Origin of the sequence: Pseudoalteromonas sp. MMG010 (genome assembly GCF_018100905.1) — a bacterium.
Taxonomy (GTDB): Bacteria; Pseudomonadota; Gammaproteobacteria; order Enterobacterales; family Alteromonadaceae; genus Pseudoalteromonas.
Genome location: NZ_JAGJEG010000007.1, coordinates 162,043 through 176,500, shown reverse-complemented (window position 1 = coordinate 176,500; position 14,458 = coordinate 162,043). Strand labels below are relative to the sequence as shown.

18 protein-coding genes are annotated in these 14,458 nt (G+C 38.2%); 14 read left to right on the top strand and 4 right to left on the bottom strand.

Going from position 1 to position 14,458, the window contains the following annotated elements:
• The 3 genes from J8L70_RS09615 to J8L70_RS09605 are packed head-to-tail and all read right to left on the bottom strand — an operon-like array spanning position 1 to position 2,501.
• Complete coding sequence (locus J8L70_RS09615; RefSeq protein ID WP_211055352.1) at positions 1-402, bottom strand: hypothetical protein; 402 nt, start codon at positions 400-402, stop codon at positions 1-3.
• A gap of 8 nt (positions 403-410) precedes the next feature.
• Positions 411-1,571: a beta-ketoacyl-ACP synthase III gene (locus tag J8L70_RS09610; protein WP_211055351.1), complete on the bottom strand. Its 1,161-nt coding sequence runs from the start codon at positions 1,569-1,571 to the stop codon at positions 411-413.
• Positions 1,572-1,580: 9 nt separating this feature from the next.
• The gene (locus J8L70_RS09605) at positions 1,581-2,501 is read right to left on the bottom strand and encodes a dialkylrecorsinol condensing enzyme (RefSeq protein ID WP_211055350.1); all 921 of its coding nucleotides are present in this window, start codon (positions 2,499-2,501) and stop codon (positions 1,581-1,583) included.
• 84 nt (positions 2,502-2,585) lie between these two features.
• On the opposite strand from J8L70_RS09605, the gene J8L70_RS09600 reads away from it, so the two are divergent.
• Positions 2,586-3,035: a DUF2141 domain-containing protein gene (locus J8L70_RS09600; protein WP_211055349.1), complete on the top strand. Its 450-nt coding sequence runs from the start codon at positions 2,586-2,588 to the stop codon at positions 3,033-3,035.
• 24 nt (positions 3,036-3,059) lie between these two features.
• Here the strand turns inward: J8L70_RS09600 and J8L70_RS09595 are convergent, their stop codons facing one another.
• The gene (locus tag J8L70_RS09595) at positions 3,060-3,884 is read right to left on the bottom strand and encodes a hypothetical protein (RefSeq protein WP_211055348.1); all 825 of its coding nucleotides are present in this window, start codon (positions 3,882-3,884) and stop codon (positions 3,060-3,062) included.
• A gap of 113 nt (positions 3,885-3,997) precedes the next feature.
• On the opposite strand from J8L70_RS09595, the gene J8L70_RS09590 reads away from it, so the two are divergent.
• From J8L70_RS09590 to J8L70_RS09530, 13 genes are all read left to right on the top strand, one after another.
• On the top strand, positions 3,998-6,082 hold the full coding sequence (locus tag J8L70_RS09590) for an NADPH-dependent 2,4-dienoyl-CoA reductase (RefSeq protein ID WP_282098172.1): 2,085 nt from the start codon (positions 3,998-4,000) through the stop codon (positions 6,080-6,082).
• 56 nt (positions 6,083-6,138) lie between these two features.
• Positions 6,139-7,059, top strand: coding sequence for an ABC transporter ATP-binding protein (locus tag J8L70_RS09585; RefSeq protein ID WP_211055347.1), 921 nt, complete (start codon positions 6,139-6,141; stop codon positions 7,057-7,059).
• The gene (locus tag J8L70_RS09580) at positions 7,053-8,201 is read left to right on the top strand and encodes an ABC transporter permease (RefSeq protein WP_211055346.1); all 1,149 of its coding nucleotides are present in this window, start codon (positions 7,053-7,055) and stop codon (positions 8,199-8,201) included. Before J8L70_RS09585 ends, J8L70_RS09580 begins: the two co-directional genes overlap by 7 nt.
• Positions 8,192-8,464: an acyl carrier protein gene (locus J8L70_RS09575; protein ID WP_211055345.1), complete on the top strand. Its 273-nt coding sequence runs from the start codon at positions 8,192-8,194 to the stop codon at positions 8,462-8,464. Before J8L70_RS09580 ends, J8L70_RS09575 begins: the two co-directional genes overlap by 10 nt.
• Entirely contained in the window at positions 8,464-9,549 is a 1,086-nt protein-coding gene (locus tag J8L70_RS09570; protein ID WP_211055344.1) for a beta-ketoacyl synthase N-terminal-like domain-containing protein, read from the top strand. The genes J8L70_RS09575 and J8L70_RS09570 overlap by 1 nt, the downstream gene beginning before the upstream one ends.
• Positions 9,550-9,560: 11 nt before the next feature.
• A complete protein-coding gene (locus tag J8L70_RS09565; RefSeq protein WP_211055343.1) occupies positions 9,561-10,073 on the top strand; it encodes a hypothetical protein in 513 nt (170 codons plus the stop codon).
• Positions 10,074-10,164: 91 nt separating this feature from the next.
• Positions 10,165-10,902, top strand: coding sequence for a beta-ketoacyl synthase chain length factor (locus J8L70_RS09560; RefSeq protein ID WP_211055342.1), 738 nt, complete (start codon positions 10,165-10,167; stop codon positions 10,900-10,902).
• On the top strand, positions 10,892-11,668 hold the full coding sequence (locus J8L70_RS09555) for a lysophospholipid acyltransferase family protein (protein WP_211055341.1): 777 nt from the start codon (positions 10,892-10,894) through the stop codon (positions 11,666-11,668). Before J8L70_RS09560 ends, J8L70_RS09555 begins: the two co-directional genes overlap by 11 nt.
• Complete coding sequence (locus tag J8L70_RS09550; RefSeq protein WP_211055340.1) at positions 11,661-11,918, top strand: phosphopantetheine-binding protein; 258 nt, start codon at positions 11,661-11,663, stop codon at positions 11,916-11,918. Before J8L70_RS09555 ends, J8L70_RS09550 begins: the two co-directional genes overlap by 8 nt.
• Before the next feature lie 37 nt (positions 11,919-11,955).
• Positions 11,956-12,210 carry an acyl carrier protein gene (locus J8L70_RS09545; protein WP_211055378.1) on the top strand — a complete coding sequence of 85 codons (255 nt, stop codon included), beginning with the start codon at positions 11,956-11,958 and terminating at the stop codon, positions 12,208-12,210.
• Entirely contained in the window at positions 12,210-12,776 is a 567-nt protein-coding gene (locus tag J8L70_RS09540) for a hypothetical protein (RefSeq protein WP_211055339.1), read from the top strand. The genes J8L70_RS09545 and J8L70_RS09540 overlap by 1 nt, the downstream gene beginning before the upstream one ends.
• The gene (locus tag J8L70_RS09535) at positions 12,760-14,097 is read left to right on the top strand and encodes an AMP-binding protein (RefSeq protein WP_211055338.1); all 1,338 of its coding nucleotides are present in this window, start codon (positions 12,760-12,762) and stop codon (positions 14,095-14,097) included. Before J8L70_RS09540 ends, J8L70_RS09535 begins: the two co-directional genes overlap by 17 nt.
• The gene (locus tag J8L70_RS09530) at positions 14,090-14,443 is read left to right on the top strand and encodes an acyl-CoA synthetase (RefSeq protein WP_211055337.1); all 354 of its coding nucleotides are present in this window, start codon (positions 14,090-14,092) and stop codon (positions 14,441-14,443) included. Before J8L70_RS09535 ends, J8L70_RS09530 begins: the two co-directional genes overlap by 8 nt.
• Positions 14,444-14,458 lie beyond the last annotated feature (15 nt).

The window sequence follows — 14,458 nt, the reverse complement described above, 5'->3', positions numbered from 1 at the left end:
CTATTGTGAAGGCAATGAAAGTAAAGTTTCACGGCTAATTTTTAATGTATCGCAGTAACGGTGTAGCTGCTTATCGTTTAGCTTATTGAATATTGCAATACGAAGGTGGCGTTTTATTTGCCATTGAAAAAAGCCCGTGGCCGCGGATAAGCTGGCTATATCAAATCGACGAGCTAACATGTGATAAGCCAAAGGCGACACCTCACCTGCATGAGCTTGTTGCAGCGCGTATTCAGTTTGTTCGTTTAAATCGTCAACAGCAAGCTGGGTGGCAAAGCTTTCAACTTCCCACCCTGATGATTTAACCCCTTCGTAATGGCCATTATCATCAACGGCATAAAGTAACTTATTTTGGCCTTGATAACTTTTACTGTTGTCTTGTGGCACATGCTGTTTTTTCATAAAAAACCTTAGCTTTGTGCTGCTACAACAGTTAATTGCATAAAGGCACTTGAAAAACGTCCGCTTTCAGGCACATAGCACAGTAATTTTTGACCATCTTTAAGCTCGCCTGAGCTAAATAGTTCTTCTAACATAATAAAGATAGATGCTGAGCCGGTATTGCCCTTTTGCGTTAGGTTGGTAAACCATTTGTCGTAAGCAATTTCAAAGTTTATATTTACTAAACCATTAAATAAACGCTCTCTAAAATAGCCAGATGAGTAATGAGGTAGAAAATAAGCGTAGTCATCAGGGTGTATATTGCGTTTTTTAGCTATTTTACTTAAAGCGTCTTCAACGGTGAATTTAACAATGTTTTCGTTTAATAATTTTACATCTTGTTTTACAGATAAAATCGATTGTTGTTCACGCTCGTTTGCATTATAACGATTCCAGCCTTTTAGCTGGCCATCTATTTTTTCTGCACCAGCGTACATACACGCTTCGAGTTGATCGGCATAAGACAGGACATCAATCCAATCAATTTTTAACGATAACCCTGTTTTATTTGCTTGATTAGATAATAAAGCGGCACCGGCACCATCAGAAAGCATCCACCGTAAAAAGTCTTTCTCAAAGGCTAATTCGGGCTTTTGATTTAGCATGTCTACTTTGTATTCGCTCTCGCCTTCAAAGTTACGCGAATGCATGACATTTGAAGCCAGCTCGCTGGCAACAACAGCACTGCTATTACTTTCGCCAGCTTTTACATTTAGATACGCATATTTAAGTGCCGTCATGCCACATAAACAAATACCCGATGTAGAAACAACTTCAAGCGGGGGATTTTTTAGTTCCCCATGCACCATGACACCATGGTTGGGCATAATTTGATCGGCCATTGAGGTACTGGCAACTAAACAATCTAGCTCATCAAGTGAGCCGTCATTATTATTAAATAACCCACGAACGGCTTCGGCGGCAAGTGATGCATTGGTGTAATTGTATTCACCTGTTTGTGGATCGATAGCGTAATAGCGGTTTTTAATTTGATTACTGCGTAAAATTACTGGCTTTGCACGTGAACGTTGTCCACCTACTTCACCGAGGACCGCTTCCATTTCTTTGTTATTCACCGCTTCGTTAGGTAATACAGCGTGTAAATTATTTATATATACGGCATTTTCCATAATCTAAAACTACTCTCCAGATGGCTCAGCAAAATACGCTTTTTGCTCTGCAATTCTTTTTTTTGTTAAGGGGGTAATTAATTTTTTTATTATCGCAGTAATTGGGACTACGGTAATAATTAAGGTCAGCAAAAATAACACATAGATTAACAGCCCACAACTTCGACGTTTTGAGTGCATAGGTCCAAGCGTGCTGAGAATTTTACTCCAAATTCTGAAGCTATGTTGGCCAACTCGCTCACTGGCAATAAATTTTTCATTTACTTTAACGGCACCTAGACCTTTTAACGTTGGCTTTTTTAACGTTTCATGAACTGGCAAAGCATTTAAAGCACGAGCAATAGCGGTCCCAAAACGACTGGCGGCTTTTATTTCGTGATCTGCAACCCCCGCTGCAGGTACCCATGAGACTGATTTTTTCTTACCAGAAAACATCCAAAGTGGTGTGGCTAAAAAGCTAAACCCTGTGCCGCATTCATCACTAAGTACAACATTATCGATTAATTTTGCATTTACATTGGTTAACAGTTGCTTCATTTTCTCTTGTGCTGTTAACCACATGCCACGACAACCAATGACAGTAATCACGGGTTTAGCGTTTAATAATCTATAAGCTTGCTCTGACTGCATAAATGATGAAATAGGCAGTGATGGGGATAAAAACCAGACTTGATAGGTAATAATCACTAAATCATAGTCATGGTGCTTAGTTTCTACCGGGGCCATGACTTGTGGCGTCATTTTTACGCATTCTGGGAATATATGAAAAAACGTTAAAAGTGGCCAAGGGAATGGAAATAATTCAGTCGGTTTTAAGTTTAAATATTCTACACTAATATTGTCATCAGCGTTGAGTGGGTCTGTAATAGAGTTGGCAATATCGGTCAGTTGCCCTGTTTGAGAATAATGAATAACCAGAATCTTACGCATCCTTTAACCTTTTCTAAGTTCCTCAAAGTCCGCTATTATAACCAAATATAAAAATTCTAACCATCATTAGGGGAAAATTAGTTAATGAAATTAAACGTTTTTCTTAGTCTGTGTTTGCTTATTCCGATGTTAAGCAGTGCTAATACATCAACGCAAACGTTAAAGTTAACTTTAGCTAAATTTAAAAATATCAGCGGTGTAGTGCATTTTAAATTATTAAATTGCAATGATTTACTGATCACTGAGTGGGATAAATTACCCATTGTGCATATAGGGCAGTTTAATGTATCTGATGACACACAAGACATTACTTTCACAGATATAGCTAATGGACAATATTGTTTTACTTTTTTTCAAGATTTAAACAATAATAATACGCTTGATCTAGCGGCTAATTCTATTCCTAAAGAGCCGGTTGGTTTTTCAAATAACCCGAATTTATTTAAAGGCAAACCATCGCCAAGTGATAGCCTGTTTGTGCTCAATAAACCCACCTCATTAACAATTAAAGTTAATAATAAAAAACGTCGCTAAGCGACGTTTTTTGTTTACTCTTTACTAATCTATTTTTACCATGGTCTCTAAATCAAGAGAGCCGGCTTGATAATACGGACCATCACCATCTATTTCGTCAGGACAGTGCTTACGTACCGCACGAATAGGGCTGTTTTCATGGGCATTTTCAATTAAGTTTTTATAACGCCCCGTGTTATCACGCGAAAGGGCTTTACAAATCCAAGCAAGTGTATCGTATTGATGGGTTTGCCCTGTTGTATAGTGTCTAGAAAAATACTCGGCTAATAAATCAGCGTTGTCGGTACTTGCAATACCGTTAGCTGAATAACGCTGGGCAAGCTGCTTTATTTCTACTAAATTGCCGCTGGCTATATCGTATTTTATTTTATCGCTCGGGCTTAAATTATTAGTGTTACTCGTATTTGTATTAGTACTTGCGGCTAATTCAGTTAAATTAATTGAACCGACAGTATATTGTTCTACAGTCGTTGTTGGTGTTTGACGTAATGCTTTTTTTGCATATTTACGTATCTTTTTATGTGCATCGCTGCTTGTTATTTCAGAAAGTAAATCACGATAACGTGCACTGCCCGTTTCTCCTAGTGCACGACAAGCCCATGCTATTGTGTCTAATTCATACGCTGGGGCAGTTAAATAGTTTTGTGCTACAAATTCAGCCAAAACATCTAATAACTCTGCATTTGAATTAGATTGCGAGACTAGACTTTGTGATGCTTTTTTGATTTTAATTAAATCACCCGAAGCCAATTGATTGTATGTATTTTGTTCCGCTGATGTAAGTGCAAACGCAGAGCTTGAAAGAGCAAGTAAGCCAATACCTGATATAAATGATTTTACAGTGTTCATCATTCTTCCTTGTTGATTGTTGTTAAAATTAAATAGTACGGTTTAAAACAAAGAATTAAAGTACCTGTTTTTTGCATTAAATACACTATTTTCACTAAAATCTAAAAAAATTCATGGATTTTTTGCGCTACTTTATAAAGCTTGTTACTCTAGCGCAGTTTTGTACCACGGATGAATGTTTTATGCCTTATAGCCAGTTACTTAGCCCTTATACACTTGGGAAATTTACACTTAAGAACCGTGTGGTTATGGGCTCAATGCATACTAATTTAGAAGAGTTGCCTGAAGGTTTTGAACGTTTAGCTGCATTTTATGGTGAACGTGCTAAAGGGCAAGTTGGTTTAATTATTACCGGCGGTATATCACCAAACCAAGCAGGGATCCTTGCACCAAACCGCAGTGTACTAAATAGTGTCGAAGGTATTGTTGAGCATCAATTAATTACCAAAGAAGTGAAATCGCACGGTACAAAAATATGCATGCAAATTTTACATGCAGGGCGTTACGCCTTTCACCCAAAACAAGTTGCCCCAAGTGCCATTCAAGCACCTATTAGCCCGTATTGTCCTATCGCGCTGAGTGATGAACAAGTTCATCAACAAATCTCTGATTTTGTAAATTGTGCCAAGTTAGCACAAAAAGCGGGATACGATGGTGTTGAAATTATGGGCTCGGAAGGTTACTTAATTAATCAATTTATTGTTAAAGCGACTAATCATCGAGACGATCAATGGGGTGGTAGCTACGAAAATCGGATTCGGTTTGCCGTTGAAATTGTTAAACAAACTCGTTTAGCGCTAGGCAATGATTTTTTGATCATTTTTAGATTGTCACTTTTAGATTTAATTAACGAAGGTAGCACCTTTGATGAGGTGATATTACTGGCAAATGCGTTAGAAAACGCCGGTGTTGATGTTTTTAATTCAGGTATTGGTTGGCACGAATCTCGTATTCCAACAATCGCCAGTGGTGTACCCCGAGCTGCGTTTTCATCGCTTAGTCAGCGTTTAAAAAGGCATGTCTGTGTGCCCGTTATCACCAGTAATCGAATAAACACCCCCGAGGTAGCCGAAATCCTTTTACAACAGGGACATGGCGATTTTATTTCGATGGCCAGGCCATTTCTTGCTGATAGTCAATTTGTTGCCAAAGCCATGGCTCAACAAAGTGAGTTAATTAATACGTGTATTGCGTGTAATCAGGCATGTTTAGATAATATTTTTGTTAATTTACCCGCTTCATGCATTGTTAACCCAAGAGCATGCAACGAAACGTTAATGCCATTTTTGCCTGCATCAAAACGTAAACACATTGCTGTGATTGGTGGGGGAGCTGCTGGTATGGCATTTGCCATTTATGCCAGTGAGCGTGGGCATTCAGTCACCTTGTTTGAAAAACGCGCACAATTAGGTGGGCAATTGTTACTTGCAGCTAATGTACCAGGTAAAGAAGAATTTAAAGAAACGCTGCGTTATTTTAAAGCTAAATTAAAAATACTAAATGTTCAGGTGAAATGTAATACTCACGTAAACATAGATCATGTAACAATGTTCGAGCATTGTGTCATTGCCACCGGTGTAAAAGGGGCAGTGCCAACGATAGAGGGGATCTTACATTCATCCGTCGTGCCTTATCATAAAGTATTGTCAGGAGGCGTTAAGCTAGGCACTAAAGTGGCTATTATCGGTGCGGGTGGTATTGGTTTTGATGTGGCAAGTTATATTATAGATAAGGCTAAAACAGCTCCTAACAGTGATGAGTTTGCTGCGCAGTGGGGCGTTGATTTAACGGTTAATTTACCCGGTGGTGTTGCCAAAAAACCAGATAAAGTAGTTAACGAAACGTGCGTCTATTTGTTGCAACGAAAATTACGTAAACATGGTGCAGACCTTGGTAAAACGACGGGGTGGATCCATAGAGAGCACCTAAAGCAACAAGGTGTAAAAATGTTAGCGGCAATTAATTATGAAAAGATAGACGATAAAGGCTTACATATTTCAGTGCGTAATCGTGAACGCTTACTTGAGGTAGATAATATTATACTTTGTGCTGGGCAACAGCCGGTTAGGCCAGATTTTATTACACAATTAAAAGCGAAAAACATACCACTTAGTTATATAGGCGGTGCGTTAGAGGCTAATAAATTAGATTTACAACGCGCTATTGGCGAAGCGTTTACATTGGCGCAAACGCTTTAAATAGACACTAAATAAAACCATAATAAAAATAATAAATGTTTAAAAGGAAGTGACCGGTGCAACAAAAAAATACGGTGGTGGCTGTTGAAAACATCAGTTTTCAATATCCCAAAGCACAAACCCTAAGTGTTGATGACATTTCTTTTTCGTTACACAAAGGCAGTTGTACAGCCATATTAGGTCCAAATGGCGCAGGAAAATCAACGCTTATTTCATTGCTGTGTGGTTTGCTTAATGCAACTTTCGGTAGTGTGAAGTATTTATCCTATCCAACACTTTCATTATCACAAGCAATTAAACAAAAAGTTGCTTTAGTGCCACAAGATTTTGCATTTTATGATGAACTGAGTGTGCTAGATAACTTGGCTTTTTTTGTTTCGATTAGTGAAAAAAACACCGCTAAACATACCTCGATTATTACTAATGTACTTGCACAATGTGAGTTAGAAAATGTAGCTAAACAACGCAGTGGCACACTGTCGGGTGGGTATAAACGACGTTTAAATATTGCCATTGCATTGAGCAAACAACCCGATATTATTTTTTTAGATGAACCTACTGTGGGGATCGACCCTTTATCGCGTGACAGTATTATTCGCTTATTAATTAAATTAAAAGAGCAGGGGAAAACCTTGGTTTATACCTCGCATTTACTGCATGAAGTTGCGCAGTTATGTGATAACGTTGTGTTTATTCGCCAAGGTAAATTAGTTGCACATGAAGCGCTTTCTCAGCAACAGTTGAGTTTAACGTTTACGACGTATCGTGTTCTTAGCAAACAGCAATTACGCGCATTTAATAATGTAGAATGTGTAGATACAAGCGCTCAATATCGTGTTGTTGCTAATAATGCAAAACAACTGAGTGAGGCTTTTTTAGCGCTAGGGCAATTAACAGATGAACTTAAAACAGTGAGTTTTTCTGATAACTATATTGAGCAGTTATATCGCGAGTTGTTTACGGAGGTTGTATGTTAATTCATACCCTAAAAAAAGAAGCGCGGTTAATTAGTCATGATTTACATAGTTTAGCGGTACTGATTTTAATGCCCGTTATTTTTATGATTATTATGACACTTGCTAATAGTCAGTCGCAGCAAAATATGAATGCGTTACTGACTATTAAACTCATAGGTGCTCAAAACAGTCATCACAGTGAGGTATTTGCAGGTTTATTAACACGACAAGGGTTTAGCATTTCGCCACAGAGTAAAAATGAGCTGACTTTAGTAAAAGGGGTGGATGCACTTTTTTTAATGCGCCAGGGTGACAGCCAAATAAAGTTAAATTTAGATGCGAACTTAGCACCGCAAAGTCGGTTATTACTTAACGAAAAAATTAAAGCAAGCTTAGCCCAGTTAAAGCTTTATTTATATATGCTCGACACTGGTGATTTAGACCCCGAACAAAGCCTTGAGCAACAACTTGATCAAGTAGTGAGCTCTGCTGATGTCGGTTATTTAATTGCCCCCCAAGTGGAACAGCCGCTGGAAAACCCAGCGTTAAACAGTATCCCTGCGTGGTTAGTTTTTGGTGTGTATTTTATTGTGTTACCGATGTCGTTAACCTTTATTAATGAGCGGGTAAATGGCACCTTAATTCGCTTAAAAACGTATCCCATTACCATGACTCGTTACTTTTTTAATAAAGGCTGTGCGTTTATGGTGGTGAGTTTTATACAAATGGCAGTGCTTGGGCTCATTGGGTGTATTTGCATTCCTTATTTTTTAGGGCAACCCATGCTCTTGCTGCATGACATTAGTTTTGTACTCATCGCTATTGTTAGTGTGGCCGCAGGCGCTATTGCGTTTGCCTTATTAATAGCGAGCATTGTCACTAGCTTTGAACAAGCGATGGTCGTTGGAGGGGGCGTTAACATTATTATTGCCGCATTAAGTGGTTTTATGGTGCCATTGGAACTTATGCCAGATAACTTAGCGCTGATTGCACATGGCTCACCTATGTATTGGTCTGCTCAGTTACTGAGATATTTAATGAGCGACACACACGATAGTAATTTTTGGTACAACATTGTATTACTTTGGGGTTTTACCGTAGTATGCTTTTTGTCAGCTTTATGGATATTTAATAATAAAATGAGGAACTTAACGTGGAACTAGACGATATAAAATTGCAATTAAAACAATTAATAATAACAGAATGCGATAAAGAAGATGATTTTTCACCGGAAGATATTATTGACTCAGAGCCTTTATTTGGTAGCAAATCACGTATCAATTTAGACTCACTCGATGCACTTCAGCTGTCTTTAGTTTTAAAGCAGCATTTTGGTATTAAAGTCGAAGGCTCTAAAGAAACCCGTAAACATTTACAGTCAATCGATACCATTGTTGATTTTATCGTTAAAGAGCAAGCAAAGTAATGCAAAAGCGAGACGTATTTTTAAATGCTGCGAATGTCATTTGTGCGCCTATTACAATGGAGGCAACCGATGTTTTAGCGCAAGACAACCTCCCGGTGGCATTTAAAAGCTTTAACCAGTGCGTTGAAAAAGCAAGTTTTGAGCAGATTATGGCTCACTTTGATTCCCTATTAGCCCCGGTGTTTTCAACATTACAATTGAGTAAAGAACAATGCGCTAATACGACCTTGCTGTTAGGGTCAACCTCATTAGATATTAGTGCGGTACAAATAGGTGATAACGATGATCTTTGGCTTTCTAAAACCGATAAAATAAGTCAGGCACTGGTTGCAAAGTATGGTTTAGCGGCACTTGAATTTACCTTTAGTACAGCATGTACTGCCAGCGCAAATGCGTGTTTATATGCCTCTCGTTTAATTAGCCAAGGCAGCATAGAGCATGCCTTGGTGATTGGTTGTGAGTTTTATAACCCACTGACAGTGGAAGGCTTTAAATCGTTAGACTTAATAAGTAAGACGGGTTTAAATGCCTTTGCAAAGTCACGCTCTGGCTTAGTGTTGGGCGAAGGGTTGGGGGCACTCTATTTATCAGCGACACCTAATAGCCAATGTTTATTAAAGGTACTTGGGGGGGCATCATCGTGCGATACATATAGCTTAACGATGACAAAAGAAGATGGCAGCCATATTGCCCAAGTCATTAACGACGCCATGAGACAAAGCCAAGTTACAGCTAACACTATTGATTTAATTAAGGTGCATGGAACGGCTACATTGGGCAATGATGAAGCAGAAAGTAACGCCCTGACACAAATTTTTATTGATAATCGCCCTGCCATTGTGGCTTTTAAGCCTTTTACTGGGCACACATTAGGGGCATGTGGGGTGATAGAAATCGCGCTGTTTAATCAATTTATTGCTAAATCGATTCCTTTTTTACCTATTCCTGAGTATGTAAATAATGAAGGTGTAGAGCTTATGTGGCCTTTTTATGATAATGAAAAAACTCCAAGCATCAATACTATTTTATTTAACTACTTTGGCTTTGGTGGCAACAATGCTGCGTTAGTGTTGCAACGTGTTTAATGGACTTTAAAATGAAAGAAATAGCCAGTGCGCAAGTTACGTTTGATAAAAGTACGGATATAAAGACACTGCGAAAAAAGGTTAAAGAAGAAACCGAGCTGGTGGTTAGGCGCATGGACTCATTTACTTTAATTGCCTTACTTGCTGTCTATAAAGCCACTAAAAACCTTCAGTTAAATGATCGTATTGGTTTATATAGTTGTGCTGATTACTTTTCCAGCGAGCTTATGCAGTCGATGCTACAAGATTTAGCTCAACAAGAGGCTATTAAACCGTTAAGCTTTGTGGCAACGGTAGGCAATGCTGCCAATTATTATTTAGCAAGTACGTTTTCGATAAATGGACCTAATGTTTTTTTAGGGTGTAGCGAACAAGCCCAAGAAAAAAGCCGTTTACTAATAAATACTGATATGAGCCTTAAACTCATTGATTTTGCCGTTATGGTTATCTGGCAAGAAGACAGTAAAGCACGTTATTGTAGGGTTAAAGTATTAGCTGTTGATGGCTTTGTAAACGAAAGTTAATCCAAGATACAGTTTTGCTTGAATCCATTAAACAGCAACTGTAGTATTTACCCTCATTTTTATTTTAGACCAGTGATAAGGATTATTACGCTTGCAGTTTGTTATCTCAAAGTGTGTTGCGTGGGGAGATGGCAAAACATCAACTCAAGATTGGCAACAATATGCACAAAACCTTGTGACTCAGTCGCAAAGTTTGCCCTTACCAACATTAACTCAAATGCCAGCGATGCAACGCCGCAGATTAAGTGCGTTTGCTAAAATTACCTTACATTGTGCACTAGAAGCCAGTGGCGATTACCAACACGATATTGCTAGCGTATTTTCGTCTCGTCATGGCGATTTACATAAAACCACAAAATTGATCAGCGATGTTGCAGATAAAGAAGCATTATCACCAACGCATTTTGGTTTATCTGTTCATAATGCGGTGGGCGGGTTATTCAGCATTTTTACAAAAAATAAAGCCCCTCTTAGTGCCGTTGCAGCAGGTGAAGATAGCTTCTTTATGGGCTTAGTTGATGCAATCGCTAAAATGCAACGTTATGGCTATCCTCGTATTTTGTATGTATACAGCGACCAAGGTGTTCCTGAACATTATCAACAATATGTAAAGCAGCAACCAGATAACATTGCAGTGGCGCTCTTAATTGAGCCTGGCAATAATAGTGCGAACTTTGAACTTAATTTTACTAGCCAAATCCCTAACCTTGATGAAGAGAGTAGCCAATTACAGGCTCTTGATTTTTTACGCTTTTATTATGGCGATAGCTCACAATTAACGATTGAGTCTAAACGTTTTAATTGGTCGCTATCGCGCAATGAAAAATAAACTTATAAAACTTTATCGGTTATTGGCCACAGGCAGTGCTTTTGCATTATTCAGTGTTGGTGGTTTAATGCTGTCAATTGTTGTGTTTTCGCTACAACGTATAATTTATCGTGATGTTACTACACGTAATAAAGCTGCCCGCACTGCGGTGCACTACAGCTTTAAATTTTTTGTAGGCTATATGCGTTTAGTTGGAATTCTTCGCTTAGATATAGAACAAAAAAACGAATTAAAGCATGCCAAAGGCAAATTAATTATTGCAAACCACCCCTCTTTGATTGATGTGGTCGTGCTTATTTCGTTAGTACGCCATGCTGATTGTGTCGTTAAAGCCGATTTGTGGAAGAACCCATTTTTAAAAGGGGTGGTAAATGCAACCGGTTATATTAATAACGACTCAGATCCCGAGTTTTTTTTAAAAAAGTGCCAACATAGTTTTGGCCAAGGAAATAATTTAATAGTATTTCCTGAAGGGACACGTAGCGTGCCTGGTAAAGAATGGAAATTTAAACGAGGGGTTGCAAATATTGCGCTGCGTACGCAAGCGACCTTATTACCTGTATACTTAAATGTTAGCCCTGTAACATTAACAAAAGGGCAAAAATGGTACCAAGTCACTGACCGCCGTTTTACATTTAAACTTCGGGCGCTACCTGGATTTTCGATTGAACCTTATTTACAACACGATCAAATAACCAACGCTGTACGTGAGTTAACTCGCGATTTACAAGCTTATTTTAACAAGGAAAAATTAAATCATGAGTGATTTAAGCACACAAGTAAAACAACTAATCATTGAAACATTGGACTTAGAAGATATCGAAACATCAGATATTAATGATGAAGAAGCACTTTTTGTTGATGGCTTAGGTCTAGATTCAATTGATGCACTTGAGCTGGGTGTGGCAATAAAAAAAGAGTTTGATGTAAAAATTGATGGCAATACTGATGACAGTAAAAAGCACTTTTATTCAGTAAAAACCCTTTGTGACTTTATTGCGTCGACCCGCGCATAAAAATATTGTTTTGGATAAACTAATGAGTAATGACAACATGAATAATGGCGATAAAATTTTTGCAATGTTAAGCGAAATTTTACAAGAATATTTTGAAATCGAAGCAGATGACATCACCCGTACGGCTCATCTATATGAAGACCTCGACCTAGACAGTATTGATGCAGTTGATTTGGTTGTGAAGTTGCGTGAGCAAACAGGCAAAAAAATTGAACCTAACGATTTTAAACAAGTACGAACTGTACAAGATGTTATTGATGCTGTTGAAAAATTAATGACTACACACGCATAATGAAAAAAGCACTGCTCGCTGGCTTACTCTTTAGTTATCCTTTAGCCGTTTTTTTTGGCTTAAAGTACAGTGAGCCCGCAGTTGTTGGTGGCTTTTTTGCCGCTATTTTATTGTTGCGTCACTTTGTAGTAAAAAATACAAAAGCAAGTATTCCCCACTTAAAAATAATGACAATTAGCGGTGTTGGTTTACTTGTTTTTGCCACTTTAGCTAATTCGGCATTAGCCCTTAAGTTTTATCCGGTGGTAATTAATGCGTGTTTTTTAGTGGTGTTTTTATATTCGTTATATCAATCCCCAAGTGTTGTAGAAATGATTGCCAGCAAATTTGAAACCCTTGATGAAAAAGGGCGCCATTATACTCGGCAAGTGACTAAGGTATGGTGCGGCTTTTTTATTATTAATGGCTCTATTGCAGGGGCTACGGTGTTTCATCCGGATCCCGCGGTATGGTTAACTTACAATGGGTTGATTTCCTATATTTTTATGGGACTCATTATGGCAGTTGAATTTTTAGTTCGAAGATGGCAAAAGGCAAAGAATAATTCTGATGAAGTGGCCAAGTAATAATAATACATTTTTTGGGGAAAACGTTGATTTTTCTCATTGGCAAAAGCAAGTGTTGGGGCATGCAGCTGTTTTTTCTGCTCGTTCGCAGCAACGCTGGTTGCTGTTTGATGCAGATAGTTACCAATTTAGCGTGCTATTTTTTGCATTATTGGTGGCAAAAAAATCGGTAGTTTTACCGCAAAATGGCCAAGTTGAATCATTAAAGTTATGTTTAAAAGACGCTGAGGCTTATGCTGGTTCGCAAGAAGTTTGCGATCAGCAAGTGGCATTTAATTCGACATGTATTGTTGAGCAATGTGGCGATATAGAAATAGATGAACAAGCCGATATTCGTTTTTACACCTCAGGCTCTAGTGGGGTGCCTAAAGCAATCGATAAAAAATTTAACGCTTTGCTACTTGAAGTAAAAGTGCTTTGTGAAAAGTTTGCTGATCAGATTGATAATACAATGGTTGTTGCCACTGTCTCACACCAACATATTTATGGATTGCTTTATAAAATACTATTGCCATTGTATGCCAATTTAGACATGTGTTTGCAAAACTTCGAATACCCAGAGCATTTATTGCATTTTATCACGCAAAATAATGATAAGAGTAAACGTTACACTTTGATCAGTAGCCCAGCATATTATCATCGCTTAGTGCAAGATAACGTACTCACCCCGTTGGCAAAACAGTTGAGTTGTTGTTTTTCTTCAGGGGGGCCGCTGCAACCAACCGCTGCAAATCTATTGCATGAACAATTTGGTTTTGCTCCCGTTGAAGTGTTAGGTAGTACAGAAACAGGCGGTATTGCATGGCGACAACAGTGCAAAAATAAATACTGGCAAGCCTTTGATGCAATTAAATTGCAGTTAGATGAGCAGCAACGATTAGTTATTTCGTCACCTTATGTCAATGACGCCCAGTGGTATCAAACCGACGATACGGCGCAAATTCTTGATGAAGGCTGCTTTATACTTTTAGGGCGCGCAGATAGGGTTGTTAAAATAGAAGAAAAGCGCTGCTCATTAGATGAAATAATGCACCGTGTTAATCAACATCATTATATTGATGAAAGTTATGTTTTATTACTTGAACATAACGATAACCCAAATAAACGAAATGAAATTGCGTGTGTATTAGCACTCAACCCACAAGGTTTAGCAGCGCTTGAAAAACTGGGGAAATTTAAATTTTCGCAGTTGATAAAACAGCATTTAAAGGCATATTTTGAAGCGCTGGTAATACCAAGAAAGTTTCGTTATTTACCTGCTTTACCTTTTAATTCTCAAGGTAAACTTGAAAAAACACAATTGGAGAAATTGTTTGACTGATTTTGTATATAAGCCGATTTGCGAAGTAATTGAAAAAACGCCACAAAGTGTACGCTTAAATTTAACGATTCCAGAAAATCTATATTATTTTCAAGGTCATTTTGATCAAGCTGCAATATTACCCGGTGTGGTTCAGTTAGATTGGGTTATGCATTATTTAAAGACGTATTTGCAGGTAGATTGCGATAAAGTGATGTCGGTTGATGCTTTAAAATTTCAAATAATTGTACAACCAAATTATCAAGTAGAGTTGGTGCTTAAGGAAATTAAGACGAATAAATACAGCTTTAGCTATAGCTCTACACATGGCCAGCATGCCTCAGGCAAAGTTGTCATCGCTGATTAGGCCAATAAGAGATAT